The 17,062-nt window shown below is 54.0% G+C and carries 15 protein-coding genes and 1 CRISPR repeat array; of the genes, 10 read left to right on the top strand and 5 right to left on the bottom strand.

What is annotated here, in order from left to right:
* From WCX72_RS08425 to ruvX, 3 genes are read left to right on the top strand one after another with little or no spacing between them, the layout of a single operon-like run.
* Entirely contained in the window at nt 1–774 is a 774-nt protein-coding gene (locus WCX72_RS08425; protein WP_345969371.1) for a Jag N-terminal domain-containing protein, read from the top strand.
* A complete protein-coding gene (mnmE, locus tag WCX72_RS08420) occupies nt 771–2,120 on the top strand; it encodes a tRNA uridine-5-carboxymethylaminomethyl(34) synthesis GTPase MnmE (RefSeq protein ID WP_345971540.1) in 1,350 nt (449 codons plus the stop codon). The genes WCX72_RS08425 and mnmE overlap by 4 nt, the downstream gene beginning before the upstream one ends.
* Before the next feature lie 3 nt (nt 2,121–2,123).
* Complete coding sequence (gene ruvX, locus WCX72_RS08415; RefSeq protein ID WP_345969370.1) at nt 2,124–2,522, top strand: Holliday junction resolvase RuvX; 399 nt, start codon at nt 2,124–2,126, stop codon at nt 2,520–2,522.
* Here ruvX and WCX72_RS08410 read toward each other — a convergent pair.
* Nucleotides 2,494–3,168, bottom strand: coding sequence for a hypothetical protein (locus tag WCX72_RS08410; protein WP_345969369.1), 675 nt, complete (start codon nt 3,166–3,168; stop codon nt 2,494–2,496). The genes ruvX and WCX72_RS08410 overlap by 29 nt on opposite strands.
* A gap of 194 nt (nt 3,169–3,362) precedes the next feature.
* Here WCX72_RS08410 and ilvC point away from each other — a divergent pair, with 194 nt between their 5' ends.
* From ilvC to WCX72_RS08375, 7 genes are all read left to right on the top strand, one after another.
* On the top strand, nt 3,363–4,385 hold the full coding sequence (gene ilvC / locus WCX72_RS08405) for a ketol-acid reductoisomerase (RefSeq protein ID WP_345969368.1): 1,023 nt from the start codon (nt 3,363–3,365) through the stop codon (nt 4,383–4,385).
* A gap of 224 nt (nt 4,386–4,609) precedes the next feature.
* Entirely contained in the window at nt 4,610–5,533 is a 924-nt protein-coding gene (locus WCX72_RS08400) for a WYL domain-containing protein (RefSeq protein WP_345969367.1), read from the top strand.
* Between the two features lie 235 nt (nt 5,534–5,768).
* The gene (gene cas9 / locus WCX72_RS08395; protein WP_345969366.1) at nt 5,769–8,726 is read left to right on the top strand and encodes a type II CRISPR RNA-guided endonuclease Cas9; all 2,958 of its coding nucleotides are present in this window, start codon (nt 5,769–5,771) and stop codon (nt 8,724–8,726) included.
* An 8-nt stretch (nt 8,727–8,734) separates the two neighbouring features.
* Nucleotides 8,735–9,628 carry a type II CRISPR-associated endonuclease Cas1 gene (cas1, locus tag WCX72_RS08390; RefSeq protein ID WP_345969365.1) on the top strand — a complete coding sequence of 298 codons (894 nt, stop codon included), beginning with the start codon at nt 8,735–8,737 and terminating at the stop codon, nt 9,626–9,628.
* Nucleotides 9,625–9,948: a CRISPR-associated endonuclease Cas2 gene (gene cas2, locus WCX72_RS08385; protein WP_345969364.1), complete on the top strand. Its 324-nt coding sequence runs from the start codon at nt 9,625–9,627 to the stop codon at nt 9,946–9,948. The genes cas1 and cas2 overlap by 4 nt, the downstream gene beginning before the upstream one ends.
* Nucleotides 9,949–10,105: 157 nt before the next feature.
* A CRISPR array of direct repeats spans nt 10,106–10,735; the repeat unit is 36 nt; unit sequence AGTATAGCCTATCCGAGTGAGAAAGGGGGCTATGAC.
* A gap of 154 nt (nt 10,736–10,889) precedes the next feature.
* Nucleotides 10,890–12,038: a polynucleotide adenylyltransferase gene (locus WCX72_RS08380; RefSeq protein WP_345969363.1), complete on the top strand. Its 1,149-nt coding sequence runs from the start codon at nt 10,890–10,892 to the stop codon at nt 12,036–12,038.
* A 164-nt stretch (nt 12,039–12,202) separates the two neighbouring features.
* Nucleotides 12,203–12,808 (top strand): superoxide dismutase, encoded by a 606-nt coding sequence (locus tag WCX72_RS08375; protein ID WP_345969362.1) that lies wholly within the window; start codon nt 12,203–12,205, stop codon nt 12,806–12,808.
* An 18-nt stretch (nt 12,809–12,826) separates the two neighbouring features.
* Here the strand turns inward: WCX72_RS08375 and WCX72_RS08370 are convergent, their stop codons facing one another.
* The 4 genes from WCX72_RS08370 to WCX72_RS08355 all read right to left on the bottom strand — a co-directional run bounded on the left by WCX72_RS08370 (nt 12,827) and on the right by WCX72_RS08355 (nt 16,999).
* Nucleotides 12,827–13,399: a transglutaminase family protein gene (locus tag WCX72_RS08370; RefSeq protein WP_345969361.1), complete on the bottom strand. Its 573-nt coding sequence runs from the start codon at nt 13,397–13,399 to the stop codon at nt 12,827–12,829.
* Between the two features lie 34 nt (nt 13,400–13,433).
* Nucleotides 13,434–13,907, bottom strand: coding sequence for a Cys-tRNA(Pro) deacylase (ybaK, locus tag WCX72_RS08365; RefSeq protein ID WP_345969360.1), 474 nt, complete (start codon nt 13,905–13,907; stop codon nt 13,434–13,436).
* 113 nt (nt 13,908–14,020) lie between these two features.
* A complete protein-coding gene (locus WCX72_RS08360; RefSeq protein WP_345969359.1) occupies nt 14,021–16,072 on the bottom strand; it encodes a 2-isopropylmalate synthase in 2,052 nt (683 codons plus the stop codon).
* Between the two features lie 306 nt (nt 16,073–16,378).
* Nucleotides 16,379–16,999, bottom strand: coding sequence for a Crp/Fnr family transcriptional regulator (locus tag WCX72_RS08355; RefSeq protein WP_345969358.1), 621 nt, complete (start codon nt 16,997–16,999; stop codon nt 16,379–16,381).
* Nucleotides 17,000–17,062: the final 63 nt, after the last annotated feature.

The raw sequence follows: 17,062 nt of genomic DNA, 5'->3' as shown, positions 1-17,062 counted from the left end.
ATGAAGAAGATCGAAGCGCCGACGCTTGAAGCGGCGTATAGCGAAGCTTCCAAACAGTTCAGCTGCTCGGTGACGGAACTCGATATCGTCGTGGTACAACACCCCAGTAAAGGGTTCCTCGGCCTGCTGCGAAAGCATGCCGTCATTGTCGCCCGCCCCAAGGCCGCGGACGAAGCCGAGGATGAGGCGCAGCTGCTCACGGAGGAGGAACTCCCGGCACCGACGGAGCCGATCGCCTATCCGGAAGACGACGAGAGCGAATACGAAGAAGTCTACGCCGACGAGGATCACTATACGGAAGGCGACGACGATCTTGACGCCATCGCCGAAGAAGTGGAGACGAAACTCAACGTCCTTTTCAAGACGATCTGTTTCAAACTCGAACCTATCCACGTCTCCGTCTATGACGATAATACGCTGCTCGTGGAGTTCAACGGGGAAGACGCGGCGCTGCTGATCGGCAAAGAGGGGTACCGCTACAAGGCGCTCTCCTATATGCTCTTCAACTGGATCAATGCCGAGTACCAGCTGCAGCTTCGTCTGGAAATCGCCGAATTCCTCCACAATCAGGAGGAGTCGGTGGCACGCTACCTGACAGGGGTTTTTGAAAGCGTCGACCGCGACGGTCATGCCCAGACCCGCGTCCTCGACGGCGTACTCGTGCAGATCGCCCTCAAGCAGCTGCGTGAGCGCTACCATGACAAGTACGTTGCCATCCGGACGACCCGTGACGGCGGAAAATACATTATCATCAACGATTACCACAACTACTGATTATGAACGATACGATTGCCGCCATTGCGACCGCGCACGGGATCGGCTCCATTGCCATCATCCGCATCAGCGGCGCACAGGCGACGACGATCGCCTCGAAGCTGACGGGGCAGCGTCCCCTTGAAGACCGGCGCGCCCACCTCTACCCCCTCTATAACGCCCAAAACGAGCTGATCGACGAAGCGATCGTCCTTTTTTTCCGCGGTCCGCGCAGTTTTACCGGCGAGGATGTCGTCGAACTGCAGTGCCACGGCGGGCAGATCGTGGCAGAGGAGGTGCTGAAGGCGGCCCTGGCCGGCGGCGCGCGCCTGGCGACACCGGGCGAGTTCAGCCGCCGTGCTTTCCATAACGGCCGCATCGATCTGACCGAAGCAGAAGCGATCGCCCGGCTTATCGAGGCGCGGAGCGAAGACGCCGCGAAGATCCTGGCCAAGCAGATGAAAGGCTCTTTGCGGACCTTCGTCGAAGGGAACCGCGATGCACTGCTGGAGATCCTGGCCTATTCGGAGGTCTCCATCGACTACGCCGAGGAGGACCTCCCTCAGGACCTGATCGACCAGATCATTAAAAAGCTCGAGACGATTGCCGCCGCGCTGCGCCGTACCCTGGCGTCGAGCGAACGCCGTAGGGGGCTGATGCAGGGGTTCAAAGTCGCCATTATCGGCAAACCCAATGTCGGCAAGAGTTCGCTGCTCAACAGCCTCCTCGATTACAACCGCGCCATCGTCAGCGATATCGCCGGGACGACCCGCGATACGATCGAGGAGCAGGTGCGTATCGGCAGCCATCTGATCCGCATGGTCGATACGGCGGGGATCCGCGAGGCGGGAGACGAGATCGAGCGGATCGGGATCGAACGCTCCATCGAGGCGGTGAGCGAGAGCGACATCGTCATCGCGCTCTTTGACGGCAGCCGCGCGCTCGACGGCGAGGATAAGGCGATCCTCTCGCTGATGGAAGAACATACAGATGAACGCACGTTCATCGCCGTATTGAACAAGACCGATCTGCCCCAGCGTTTCGATGAGACGCCGCTGAAGGGGTACACCCCGCTGCGTATGAGCTGCAAGCAGGACACCTCGGTCCTGATCGAGGCGCTGCAGTCGCGGATGGACCGTCAGAACGTTTCCGAAGAGACGATGCTCATCTCCCAGCGCCAGACCGATGCCGTCAAAGGGGCGCTTGCGGCGATCGATAACGCTTTTATGCCCCTGGAGGATCAGGAGCTGGAGCTCTTCTCCTTCCACGTCGGCGAAGCGATCCAGTCCCTGGCCTCCATTACCCGCCCCTTTGACAACGAAGAGATGCTCGACAAGATGTTCGGCAGCTTCTGCCTCGGGAAGTAGGGAATGGCGACGCAGTTCCCTCTCCTAGGCATCGACCTTGGGCTCAAGCGGATCGGACTGGCTTACAGCGCGGACGGTACAGTCGTCACTCCGCTGGCCGCTATTGAGCGCAAAAACCGCAACCAGGCGTCGCAGGCCGTGCGCGACGTCATCGCGGAGTGGGGGATACAAGAGGTCGTCGTCGGGATCCCGATGGGCGGCTCCAGCGAGGAGGAGATGCGGCGTCGCGTCGCGCACTTTATGAACCTCGTCGATTTCGACGGGCCCGTCGCCTACCAGGACGAGAGCGACAGCTCCCTCGAGGCCGAAGCGCTGATGAAGGGCGAAATCCGCTATAAGCGCGACGGCCGCGTGGATTCGCTCTCGGCGATGGTTATTCTACAGCGCTATCTGGGACAGTGACCCCGAAGAAGGCCAGCGCCTCCTCCTCGTCGCCGCTGAGCACGGCGCCGTGGTAACTCTCATCTTCTCTTAGCAGCGTCTCGATCCTCTTGACGCAGTAGTCAAAGCACTGTTTCCGGGCGCAGTCCATGTCGTCGATAAACCCCATCCCGCTGAAGTGGTAGTTCTCCCCTTCGTTTTCGATGCAGAAGAGGGTGCCGTCGCACTGCGCCTCGATCAGTTCGACGAGTTCGCGGTAGTTGATGCCGAACTCGGTCGCCTGCCAGCCGATCTCCTCGAGTTCACTGTCGGTGAATTCGGCGACGCCGTCGCCGGTCGTATCGTCATAGTCCGCGTGGCGGACGTTATAGCCGATGATCTCCTGCCAGTTGCGCGCGGCCTTGATGAGGATGCGGTCTTCGACTTCGACGACCTGCATGTTCCCGCCGAGCAGTTCGGCAAGGCTTTTTGGCTGAGTCGGCATCAGGGCCGAGGGCGCCGGGCGCGCGACGCTGCCCTGGAAAAGGTAGCAGCTGCGCGCATCGTAGGGGGGATATTGGATCTCCCCCTTCATGGTGATGCCGAAGGGCTTTCCGCCGTTGACCGCGGCCATCATGGCCGGTTTGTCGACGGAGATGATCTCTTTGACGAGGTTGAATTTTTTCATACGTTCTCTTCCGCAATTTTTTGGAAATTTTAGCATGCCCGAAGCGCGGGGCGATTAAGAAATCGCCGTTTTCAATGGCCTAAGCGGCAGCTAAACTACTCTTTCACGACTTTTTGGTACAATGCGCAAAATTTTTGTGGTGCGGGGACCGCCTTACAGGCGGGATGATCGTCCACAATCCAAGGGATTAACTGATGGCATTGAATGTGTACTATGACAAAGACTGCGATATCAGCATCATCAAGGGCAAAAAAGTCGCGATGATCGGTTTCGGCTCCCAGGGCCACGCACACGCGGAAAACCTCCGCGACAGCGGTGTAGAAGTAATTGTCGGTTTGCGCAAAGGCGGCTCCAGCTGGGCGAAAGCGGAAGCGAAAGGTTTCGAAGTCATGACGGTTGCCGACGCATCCGCAGCGGCTGATGTCATTATGATCCTTCTGCCGGACGAAAACCAGGCGGAGATCTACGCGAACGAAATCGCACCGAACCTCAAGCCGGGCGCGACGATCGCTTTCGGTCACGGTTTCTCCATCCACTACGGACGCATCAAGCCGGCAGCCGACATCAACGTTATGATGGTCGCACCGAAAGCGCCGGGCCACACGGTCCGCAGCGAGTTCGTCAAAGGCGGCGGTATCCCTGACCTGATCGCCGTCGGTCAAAACCCATCCAACATGACCAAGGAGCTTGCGCTCTCTTACGCCTCCGCGATCGGCGGCGGTCGTACGGGTATTATCGAAACGACCTTCAAAGACGAGACGGAAACAGACCTTTTCGGTGAGCAGGCTGTTCTCTGCGGCGGTGTTTCCGCGCTGATCCAGGCCGGTTTCGAAACCCTGACAGAAGCGGGCTACCCGGAAGAGATGGCCTACTTCGAATGTCTGCACGAGATGAAACTGATCGTCGACCTGATCTTCGAAGGCGGTATCGCCGATATGCGTTACTCCATCTCCAACACGGCGGAGTACGGCGACATGGTCTCCGGCCCGCGCGTCATCAACGCAGAGTCCAAAGCGGCGATGAAACAGGTGCTCAAAGAGATCCAGAACGGCCAGTTTGCCAAAGACTTCGTCCTCGAAGGCCAGGCGGGCTATCCGCGCATGAACGCTGAGCGCAACAACCTCAAAGCGCACCCGATCGAGCAGACCGGTGCACGCCTGCGCGAAATGATGCCGTGGATCAAGGCAAACAAAATCGTCGACCAGGACAAAAACTAATACAGCGGCGCATCTCCTGCGCTGCCGACCCCTTCACCATCCCTTCGTACACTATCAGAACCCACTCCTAGAATTAACACTTTTTTGTTTTTAGTTGTGCTTCAAACCCTACAATGATATTGGGAGTAATTCTTTTGTAAGTGATGTTGAAATCTATGTTTTAAGACGTTAGAATTAAATCTATGATGCTATAGTATTTCACGAATGTCTCTATGGAGCGGTACGTGAAACACGATTATGATAAGATCCTGACCCGCTTGACCGTCATTTTGCAGCGTCTTTACACTGGCGATACGCTTACGGTTTCTTCCCTCGCGGAAGAGTTCAATGTGTCCACGAAAACGATTCAACGCGATTTCAATGAAAGACTCATCCGTTTTCCTATTGAAAAAGAGGGGAGAGGCTGGAAAATGCAAGAAGGCTTCAGACTCGAACGCTCCCGCAAACCTGACGAGGAGCTGGTGCTCGACATGCTTGAGACACTTTCCGGTGGAATAGGAAGTGGATTTGCATCACTGGCTTCGACCTTGCTGGGGCAATTGAAAAATCATCGGGTCAGCGCTGTCGATTCGAAAACCGTTATCGAAGATATACTGGGACATCAGCATCTTTTTGTGCAGATTGAAACCGCGATAGAAAAACAACGGCTGGTGTCTTTTGCCTACAAAGGGAAGATCAGGATAGTCAAACCCTGTAAAATCGTTTCTTTCGAAGGTTATTGGTACCTGTACGGGGAAGAAGCGTTGAGTGATAAACTGAAGACTTTCCATCTTAAAAGTATTGAGGCACTTTACATTATGGATGACCATTTTGAGTGCCCGGAAGAAGCTCAGTCCATTTTGGACCGGGCCGTCAATGCATGGTTCGAACCGGAAAACGAACCCTTCGAAGCTATTTTACATGCGACTGCGGAGATTGCCAAATATTTTGCCCGTAGGCCAATTGCCCCAACCCAGCGTATCATCCAAAGCTATGAAAACGGTTCCATTGATTTTTCCATAATGGTGACGAGCGAGAGGGAACTGCTTCATGAAGTCAAGAAATGGGTCCCTGATTTGCTGGTACGCTCTCCTCGTTCTTTGGCACTCAAGGCAAGGGAGATGGCACAGGCTTTCGCCGAGGCACAGATAAGAATGGTACTTGAGTGAAAACGGACATGATGTTGTCCAGGGCAGCATGTACTATAGAACAAAATCTTGAAGAGCGTCGTTGAATATGAACGATACTGGAGAAAAATGGATTATTGAAGCATCGGTTTTTTTCAGGATGTCTGGAAGACAGAGCCTTGCACAGGAACCGGAACCTGTTTATCATAGCCCATTCGTTTCTCACTCGGATAAGCTTAATTTAGATTGTATTTTGAATCGACTTAAAGGAGATTGAATGTCGAAGATTGTGTTGGGGCTGGATGTGGGGATTACTTCCATCGGCTGGGCGCTTGTCAAGGTTGATGATGAGAGGCAGAAAAACAATGAAATCATAGACAGCGGTGTAAGAATATTCCAGATTGCGGAGAACCCGAAAGACGGTAAATCCCTCGCACTACCCAGGCGGGAGGCGAGAGGGGCCAGACGGACAACGAAACGCAGAGCACAGAAGCTTAGGGCCGTCAAAAGACTTTTGCTTGAAAAGAAGATTATTACGCAAGAGGAACTGGACAATCTTTTCATCGGAAACACGGGACAGATTGACGTTTGGACATTGCGCAAAGAGGCACTGAACCGTTTACTCGAACCGAAAGAGCTGTCGCGTGTATTGATCCACATGGCAAAACATCGGGGCTTTTTTTCGAATAGAAAGAGTGATGAACCGACGGATAGCGATGGGCGGGCGGTATTGTCGGGTATTGATACGAACATAGCCGTGTTGGAAACAGGGAAGTATCGAACGATCGGTGCGTATATGGCTACCAAGGAGAGAAAGCGGAACAGTCGCGGGAGTTATGAGAACTCGATAGCCAGAAGTATGTTGGTGGATGAGATCCGCACGATTTTTGAAAAGCAAAAAATCTTTGGTAGTGGTTCGGTGGATAACGCGTTTTTGGTCCGCTATGAAGCAATTGCTTTTGGACAAAGACCGATGAAGTCGGTAGAGCATATGGTGGCGAACTGTCCCTTTGAAACAGAGCAGAAACGTGCTCCGAAAGCGGCACATACTTTTGAAAAGTTCAGGGCTTTGCAGAAATTGAAAAATATCAGGATGCTGACGGAAGATGGGGAGACTTTCCTGACGCCGGCGCAGATACATCAAGCGATTGAGGAGGCAAAAGAGGCTAAAACTTTCACCTATAAGACGCTAAAAAGCAAGCTTGGTCTTCCGAAAGAGATGCCATTTAAGGGGTTGGCCTATTTTGATTCAAAGACAGGTGAAAAGCTCACCAAAGATCCCGAAAAGGGGAGATTACTTGATTTCTCTGCCTATCAGAAGATCCGTGATGCCGTATGCGAAGCACACGATGAGTATTGGGCAACCCATTCAGATGACGATGCGCTTCTCGACAGCATTGCCGAAGTGCTCAGCATCGAAAAGGATGATGAGGTCTCTTTGCGAAAGTTGAACGAGATCATTGACGATTCAGCAATTTCTCAGGCGTTGTTGAAGCTCTCCTTTTCGGGGTTCGGCCATCTAAGTACGAAAGCGTTGAAAAAGATCGTTCCCTATCTGGAACAGGGGATGGATTACGATAAAGCCTGTGAGGCTGCGGGATACGATTTTAAAGCGCTGTTCAACGGTGAAAAATCTTTGCTGCTCCCCCCGCTCAGCGATGCGGAGAACCGTGAAATGACAAACCCGGTCGTTAAACGTGCTATAGCACAAATGCGGCTTGTCTATAATGCAGTTGCCAGACAATACGGGCCGATCGATGCCGTGCATATCGAGTTGACGCGGGACATCAAAAAATCGCATCAGGATCGGAATGAGATTATAAAACTGCAGGGAGAGTTTCAAGAACGAAAAGAGGAAGCGTGGAAGCATGCCGTGGAAATTCTCGGAAAAGAGCCAAATGCCAAGGAGCTCCTGAAATTCAGATTGTGGCAGGAACAGAACCAATTTTGTATTTACAGCGGCAAAAGAATAGAACCTGCCGATATTATGGATCCGTTCGCGACAGAGGTCGATCATATTCTACCTTATAGCCGCTCGCTGGATGACTCACTCAATAACAAGGTCCTCTGCCTGACCCGGGAAAATCAGAATAAAGGGAACCGTACGCCATTTGAGTACTTCGGTGCGGATCAGGCATCAGATAGCTGGCATGAGTTTATCGGACGAGTGGAGGGGTTAAAAAACCTGAAATACGCGAAGAAGAGCAGACTGCTGAAAACGAATTTTGATGCCAGTAGCGAAGAGGATTTTAAAAAGAGAAATAAAAATGATACGTCATACATCGCAAAGTTTCTCAAGAACTATATCGAGGCACACATCGCGTTCAAATCCTCGAAACAGAAACGGCGCGTTTTTGCCATGAACGGGATGCTGACATCCCAGTTGCGCTACAAATGGGGAGTGGGGGATAAGAACAGGGATAACCATCTGCATCATGCCGAAGATGCGATTATCCTGGCCTTTGCCACACAGGGACATGTCCAAAAGCTTTCCGAAATTTCGTCCAAGCGCGAGGGGTTCATTTATAAGACCAAGGAGGAAAAAGACAAACGTCTGAAGTTTGAAGCACCGTCAGAAAATTTTCATGAAAAAGTTAAAGAAAGCATCGAGAAAATTTTTGTATCGTTCATGCCCCGGCGCAAAGTGACCGGTGCGGCGCACGAAGAGACGATTTACAGTCCCAAAACGCTGGGAGTCAAAAAAGAGAACGGCGCCATAGAGTATTTAAAAGGGAACAGTGTACAGAACAACGTCAAGCTCAAGCATGGTTTGGCTAAGAACGCAGCAATGCCGAGGGTGGATTTGTTTCGGCACAAAGAGTCGAAAAAGTACTATCTGGTGCCTATCTACGTCAGTGACTTTGTCAAGGAACATTTGCCGAACAAAGCGATTGTTCAGGGCAACAAACCGTGGCTGGTGATGGACGGAGATTATGAATTCAAATACTCTTTTTACAAAAACGACCTGATCGAAATCCAGACGAAAAAAACCGCGAAAAAAGAGGCGGTAAATATTTTGGGCTATTTCTCCGGAGTGGATAGCGGCACGGCGAAGATTCTGATTCAGTCGCATGACGGTGCGCATGAATACGGATACGGCTCTCAAAACCTTGTCTTTATCAAAAAGTATCAGGTCGATGCCCTTGGAAACTATGTTGAAGTCAAACATGAAACACGCGTCGGTTCGAAAAAAGAGCTTGCCGATGCGAAGAGACTCGGAAATATCCAGGGGTAGGTTGTTCTATGGCTGGATGGAGAACGGTCCTGGTTACCAAACCCTGCCGGTTGAGTCTGAAAAACCTTCAGCTGGTTTATGAACCGTATGAAGAAGAGCGGATAACGGTTCCGCTTGAAGACATTACGGTTATTGTACTTGAAACGACACAGGCATCGTTGACAGCAGCGCTTCTGAGCAAGATCGCCGAAAAGAACATTGCATTGTTCAGCTGTGACTCCTATCATCGCCCCAACGCGGTTTTCCTGCCCTTTCTCGGGCATTCTCGGGTATCGCAGATCGCGTATATCCAGCAAAATGTGTCACTGCCGTTCAAAAAGCGTGTGTGGCAGAAAATCATCAAATCGAAGATTTCCAACCACGCACAGTTGTTGGCATATTGCGGTGCAGACAACACGAACGTCAAACGACTGGTAGATCAAGTTAAATCGGGTGACAGGGATAATCTTGAGGCGTACGCGGCACGTGTATATTGGGGACTGCTTTTTAAAAAATTCCGCAGAGATCAGAAGGCGATGGACCCTGTGAATGTCGCTCTGAATTACGGTTATGCCATTGTGCGCGGTGCGATAGCTCGCTCACTGGTGGCTTACGGACTGCTGCCTGTCTTCGGACTTTTCCATCGCTCTGAACTCAATGCCTATAATCTTGCGGATGATCTTATAGAACCGTTCAGGGTGATGGTCGATAAGGCGGTCAAGACGCTTGAAACAGAGGACGAATTTGAAATGGTGATGACGGCTCGGACGAAAAGCCTGCTGCTAAGCGTACTGCACTCAGAAATGATGCTTGACGGGGAACTGGTGACACTGCTGCATGCCAGCGATGTTGCCGCCAAAACCCTTGTAAGCGCAATGCGTGAGAATGACCCCACATTGCTTAAGCTACCGACGTTTGCATGAAAGACTTCAAGTTTATGTGGCTGTTCGTCTTTTTCGATCTCCCGACGAAAACGAAGAAGGATCGCAAAAAATACACGCAGTTCAGAACGTTTCTGATCAAAGACGGTTTTGTCATGATGCAGTTTTCTGTCTATGCCCGGATTTGCAAAGGAGATGACAGTGTTGAGACGCACAAGAAAAGAGTACGGAGCAAAATACCAAGGAAAGGACATATCCGTATGATCTCCATTACGGATCTTCAATATTCAAAAATGGAGGTTCTCATAGGTGAAAAAGGCGAAGAAGAAAAATTGGAGAAAAAGCAGCTCCTGCTATTTTGAGTAATTTGGTGACATTTTTCAGGAAGTGAACTTTGGATTTTTTGACGAGAGTAAGAAAAAAAATGAGAAAAATATCGAAAAATAAACGTGCTGTCTGTTATTTTTTAGAGATGAAAAGTGCTCTTCGGCCCCGTGTTAAGGGGCTGAAGAAGGGTGCAGTATAGCCTATCCGAGTGAGAAAGGGGGCTATGACGGTGGTGATGACGGGGCTCTCGTCCGGTCCAGTATAGCCTATCCGAGTGAGAAAGGGGGCTATGACCTTTGACCAGGAGAAGAAGTTTTTCAGCGTAGTATAGCCTATCCGAGTGAGAAAGGGGGCTATGACCCTTCAGACTATTAATGCCGCTATTGAAGAAGTATAGCCTATCCGAGTGAGAAAGGGGGCTATGACAGGGATTCGAAAAAGTATCACCCTATTTCAAGTATAGCCTATCCGAGTGAGAAAGGGGGCTATGACGACGACGGCTCGGCGAGTACCAGGGGCGCCAGTATAGCCTATCCGAGTGAGAAAGGGGGCTATGACGGACGACGATGTTGAGCCAGAGAGATAGTTAGTATAGCCTATCCGAGTGAGAAAGGGGGCTATGACAAAAATTTTATCTATACAAAGATACGAGCCAGTATAGCCTATCCGAGTGAGAAAGGGGGCTATGACGTGTCCGTTGACGGATTCGCGCAGAGCTTCAGTATAGCCTATCCGAGTGAGAAAGGGGGCTATGACGGAGACCAATGGGAACTTTACAGAGAATAGCGTATATCCTATCTGAATGAGAAGGAAGGCTATGATTGGAAAACAGATAATATGTTGGAATAGCACGTGAACTACAGAATGTTAAAATACTATTTTGCAAATGAATAAAACATCAAAATATCTGATAGACACATAGTAATAGGAAAAGAGTTTGGGATTAGTTGCTGTTTCGTCAATAAAGGAGAACAAGGTGCAGGAAAAGCGAATCTACCTGGTCGGCGCCGCTGTCAGGGATGCACTGATGGGCAGGGGGACAGGCGACAGAGCGTATGTCGCCGTTGGGTACTCGCCGGCCGATTTTGCCCATCTGGAGCAGGCGGAGGGGGCATTCCCGCACTATATCAGAGAAGACGGCGCTATGCTGACGCTCGCTGCACCCGGAGAGAGCATCGAGGGAAAACTGCTGCAGCGGCCCCTGACGATCGATGCCATCGCCTACGACGAGCAGGAAGCGAGCTATGTCGACCCCTGCAACGGGCGTGAGGATACCGAGAAACGGATACTGCGCCACACCTCGGAAGCGTTTGCGGACGTGCCGATGAACGTGCTTCGTTTGGCGCGTCTTCGCGCGACATTCGGCACCGGCTGGAACATTCATGCCACGACACGGGTCGTGGTCTACCGCATGCATGGGGCGCTGACGCAGCTGCAGCCGGAAGCGGTCTGGGCGGAGGTGCAAAAGGTGCTTGCACTCCCGGAGACCCACCTCTTTTTTGAAACGCTCTTCGAGCTGGGGGTACTCGATGCCGTGTTCCCGTCTCTTTTTGCCTTGACGACGTTCAAAGAGGGGACGAAGTACCACCGCGAGGCTTCACTCTTTGCGCACGTCATGATGGTGCTGCGCGAGCTGAAACACGAGACCCCGCTGCTGAAGCTGACGGCGCTCTACCACGACATTGCCAAACCCTACTGTTTCCGGACATACGGCAACGGCACGCATCACGGGGACCCGGACAAGATCGCGCCGCGGATCGACATGGCGATCCCGGAGCAGATGAAAGCGCAGATCCTTTTTCTGAGCGAAATGCATACCAAGCTGCCCAAGCTTCCGCAGATGAGCATTTACCACATTACGGATTTCTTTGAGCGTTTTAAGAGCGATGAAACGCTGCTCGAAGCGCTCATACGCTTCAAACGGGCGGATGACCAGGGGCGGTTCACGGATGTTCCCAGGCCTGCCATTTGGGACAGGGCTATCTTGAAGACCTTTGATGCCATCACCGCGTACACCCCCGAAAAGTGGATTGCGGCCCAGGCGGAAAAACCCGATGACAAAGCGATCGCTTTGCACATGCACCTGCACAATGTCGAAGTGGTCAAGCGCACCTTTTTCGCATGATCCTATAGGGAAAACAGCTGCCGCGCTCCGACGTTCCAGATCGACGCTTTACCCCTTGACGTTATATTCACAAAAATTATAAAAAATACAGCACGCTTTTTTTAATCTCCGCTTGTTGAAAAATCATGGATAATAGAGATTCACTGCATCCAAAGGAGTCTCCTATGCATCTGAATCTACCAAGCTTACCATTTGAAGAGCATGCGCTCGAACCCTACATCTCGGCGGAAACACTGGCGTATCACCACGGAAAACACCATGCGGCCTACGTGAAGAAGTACAACGACCTGATGACGGGCTCAGCGTACGAAGGAAAGCCGCTGCTCGACGTCCTGAGAACGGCGGAAGGGGCGCTGTTTAACAACGGCGCGCAGGCATTTAATCATGACTTTTACTGGAAATGTCTTACGCCGGGTGAGACGGCACCGTCGGAGGAGCTGGCCGCGGCGCTGGCGGAAGCATTCGACTCTGTCGAGGGCTTCAAAGAGGCGTTTACCGCGGCGGCAACGTCACTGTTCGGTTCGGGGTGGACATGGCTCATTATCGATGAGAACGGCGCACTGGCGATCGAAAACGGTTCCAACGCCTACACCCCGGTACAGACGGAGGGGAAACATCCGCTGTTGACCTGTGACGTCTGGGAACACGCCTATTACATCGACTGCCGGAACGCACGCCCGAAATACGTCGAAAATTTCTGGCATCTGATCAACTGGGATTTTGTCTCGGAAAACTACAAGCAAAAATGCCGTGTCAGCCATCACTGTTGAACGGCGGCGGTCATACCCTCAGGCAGAGCGATCGGGAAAATGGCCGATCATCGCTTCGTAGCTCTTGTAGGTCTGCAATGCGTCGATGACTTCGGGCAGGGGCTCTGCGAAACGCCCTGCGACGTCATACTCGTTCTCACCGAGGGCAAAGGCGAGCCGTTCGACGGGCGGGGTGAACTGCGCATCGACGCCCTCTTTGTTGCCGCGGGGATCGCAGCGGTACCAGCCGTACGCTTCCAGCCAGACGGCATTCAGGCCGTGGAGGCAGTAGATGCCCGGCGTGTATTCCGAGCAGCTGAGCCGCTGGTAACAAAGCGCCGCCGGGATGCCGTTGGCACGCAGCAGGGCGGCGAGGAGGTGGCTCTTGGCATAGCACCAGCCGGTTTTCTGCTCCAGCACCTCGCTCGCTTTGATCGTCGAGGCCCCGCAGCCCGTGTCGCCGGTATGGGCGATCGCGTCGCGGACGTACTGGAAACAGACTCGGGCAACGTCTTCTTTGGTGTTCAACCCTTCTGCCAGCGCTTTCGCTTTGGCCATGACGGCGGGATGGTGATAGTCGATATAGGTCGACAGTGCCAGAAACTGTTCCATATCGGCCTCCTCAATCGGTGTTGTTGCCGTCATCTTATTGCGTTTGGGTCAACGGCGCAAAAACGGCGGAGGACAACGTTTGCAGGTCATCCGGCGAGAGCTCGAGCTCCAGCCCACGCCGTCCCGCACTGACAAAGATGGTCGGAAACTCCCGCGCACCGGCGTCTATGAAGGTGTCGAGCCGTTTTTTCTGCCCCAGGGGGCTGACGCCGCCGAGCACGTAGCCGCTGATGCGTTCCACGTCCGGGCCGTCGGCCATTCGGGCCTTTTTGGCGTTGGCGGCTGCAGCGAGACGTTTGAGACTGAGCATGCTGCAGACGGGGATGACCGCGACGGCGAAGCGGTGCGTGTCGATTTGCGCGACGAGGGTTTTGAAAACACGCGCAGCGTCTATGCCGAGCTTTTCCGACGCTTCCGTTCCGTATGACGGTGCGGCCGGATCATGGGTATAGGCATGCAGCGTATAGGCGATACGGGCTTTTTTAGCGGCGTTTACGGCAGGCGTCATTGTTTTCCCCAGGTCGATATGTCGTATTATAGGGCGGAACGCTGTGTTATTCAACCGGGACGTAGATTTCGGTCCACAGCCGCTGCGATTCGACCCCGCGCGCGTCAAAATATTTAGAGGTTCTCTTTGACCGCCTTGACCCTCAGCCGAACGTAATCGACATGCCACCCTTCCGAAGCAGTGTACAGTGTCGGTTCCAACAGCGCCCGCACCTCCTGCTTGAAGCGGGAGAGCTGTGCGCTTTCCAGGTGCGCGACGATGCCGTTGGCGAAAAGATCGAGCCAGTGCGCGATGTCGTCGACGGGCGTCGGCCGCGGTATCAGTTCGGCGGAGGTGACACTGAAGCCTTCCGATTCCAACAGCGCCTGGTACTCGGCAGCGGTCGGGAAGTACCAGGGGTTTTCAAAGGGGCCGAATTCGGGGTGGCGTTCAAAGACCCTTACCATCGCTGCGACGACCTGCGCCGCATTGCCGTGCCCGCCGAACTCGGCGACAAACCTGCCGCCGGGTTTCAGGGCCCGGCGGACCTGCCGCACGGCTGTGCGGGCCTCCGTAACCCAGTGCAGTACGGCATTGGAAAAGACCGCGTCGAAACGCTGCTCGAAAAGAAGACGTGTCGCACTCATCACATGCGCGTCTATCCCCTTGGCCCTGGCGCTCTCGACCATGTCGGCATTCAGATCGACCGCCACGACGTCGGCGCCGCGCTTTTGGATCTCCACGGCGAGGCTCCCTTCGCCGCAGCCCAGGTCGAGGATCGTTTCGCCCTCTCTTGGCGAGAGCAGCTCCACGACGGGGAGCGCCAGCGCCGAGACGAAGCCGGCATGGCGGGCGTACTGTGCCGCATTCCAGCTGTTGGTCTCCGCGCGCTGCGCCATCTCCTCGTAGATCGCATGCACTTCGTCGGCGCCGATCTCGCCGCCACGCGCTTCGGAGCGCTTTTTGACGGCATCCGCGAGTGCCGTCTGCTCTGAGGCGGGGACCTCGATGCCGTAGCACGCTTTGAGGACGTAAGCGACGCCCCCCTTGCCTGACTGGGAGTTGATGCGGACGGCGTCTTTATAGGCGCGTCCGATATCGGCCGGATCGATGGCGAGGTAGGGGACCTCCCACGTATGCGTGTTGTTGGCGCGGCGGTGCTCCATCCCTTTTTTGATCGCATCCTGGTGGGTACCCGAAAAGGCGCTGTAGATCATAGCACCCACATAGGGATGGCGTTCGGGCACCTCGGTGCCGATAATCGCCGTGATCCGCGAGAGGACGTCGTCGACCTTCCCGACGTTCAACCGCGGGTCGACGCCCTGCGCGTAGTAGTTGAAGGCCATCGTGACGAGGTCGGCGTTTCCGGCACGCTCGCCGTTGCCCAGCATTGTGCCTTCGACGCGCTGTGCGCCTGCCAAGACGGCCAGTTCGGCGCTGGCGACGGCGCAGCCGCGGTCGTTGTGCGGATGCACGCTGATGACGACGCTCTCGCGCTGCGCGATACGGTCACCCATCCACTCGATCCGGTCGGCGTAGATGTTGGGCGAACTGGCTTCCAGCGTATTGGGAAGGTTCAAAATCATCGGACTTTGCGGTGTCGGTCCCCACGCGTCGATGACGGCGTTGGAGACTGCCAGCGCGAAGGGGAGTTCGGTCTGCGAAAAGCTCTCCGGCGAATACTCGAACACGACCTCGCCCTCAAATCTTTCCGTTTCGCGTCGGACACACGCTACGCCCTGTACCGCCAGACCGATGATCGCCTCTTCCGTGCGTCTGAACACGACTTCGCGCTGGTTCTCGGCGGTCGGGTTGTACAGGTGAAAGATGATCCGCTTCGCGCCCCGGAGCGCTTCGAAACTGCGCACGATATGGCGTTCGATAGCGGGTACGAGAACACCGACGGTGACGTCGTCCGGGATCATCCCATCCTCGATCAGCGTCCGGCAGAAATCGAACTCCGTCTGCGACGCGCTGGGGTAGGCGATTTCGATCTCTTTGAAGCCGAAATCGACCAGGGCCTGAAAATAGGCGACTTTCCGGGGGATGTCCATCGGGTTTTTGAGCGCCTGGTTGCCGTCGCGCAGATCGGTACTGGCCCACACGGGGGCAACGTCGGCGGTGTTGTCCGCCCAGGCTCTTTTCTCCATGGTCACGGCCGGGTAGGGCCGGTATTTGGTATACATAGCATTTTCCTTGACAATAAAAACGAAAAAGAATGCCTACATACGGGCGTGCGCCGCCCTGGAAGGCAAAACAGAAATCAAAAATAAAAAGGGGTATTTATAGAGAAAGGAGTAGGCGTAGGAGAAGGGCGCGGTTCATCGCAGTATGGGACGGTGATGCGTGCCGGTAAAATCGGTCGTTACTATGTGTCATAGTCTTCTCCTTTGTGAAATAATGACACCATTATACATAAAATCAATGCTCTCTGCGCAGAGACGCGTACGTTTTGAGGCTATCGGCCGTGTCTGTGGCGCTTTGGCGCGGCCCTACTCCGCGATGGAGATTTTTCCGCGCGACAGTGAAATGCTCCCGGAAGCTTCGAGCTTTTTGAGATTGCGGCTGACCGCCTCGCGCGAAACGCCCAGAATGGAGGCGATCTTGTCATGGGTGATATGCAGGGTGTCCTTCCCCTGCACATAGAGCCAGTTGAGCAGCCGCTGGTCGAGCTGGTCGAATTTGATCGACTTGATGAGGTCCATTAGGGTGCCGATCCGTCTGCCGCAGAGCTCAATTTTGAAGTTGCGGTAGCTCTCGGAGTTGTTGATCAGCCACAAGATCTTCTCCCTCGGCACCAGCCACCCCTCGATGGATTCGTCGACGACTGCGGAGGCGAGCGCTTTGTCGGCCGTAACGGTACTGAACGTATTGACCAGGCACTGTTCGCCAGGGGCGATGTAGTAGAGGGTCATCTCGCCGGCGGCGATGCTCTCCGGGGAGAGATAGACCTTGACCTTTCCCCGCTTCAAAAAGAGGATCTCCTCGCAGACGTCGCCTTCGTAATAGAGGATGGTGCCGATGGGCAGTGCGACCGGCTTGGAAGCCGCTTCGATCATCTGCTGCTCCTGCGTGCTCAACTCCTTGAAAAATTCGTACTCCAGTAAATGCATCCCCGCTCCTTTTCGAAATCCATTTTACACTATTTGCACCGGTGAAAGCGTCTTTGGGCCTAC

The organism is Thiomicrolovo immobilis (genome assembly GCF_039645955.1).
GTDB lineage: Bacteria > Campylobacterota > Campylobacteria > Campylobacterales > Sulfurimonadaceae > Thiomicrolovo > Thiomicrolovo diazotrophicus.
The sequence above is the reverse complement of the archived record's forward strand: the minus strand, read 5'-3'. Positions and strand labels throughout refer to the sequence as shown.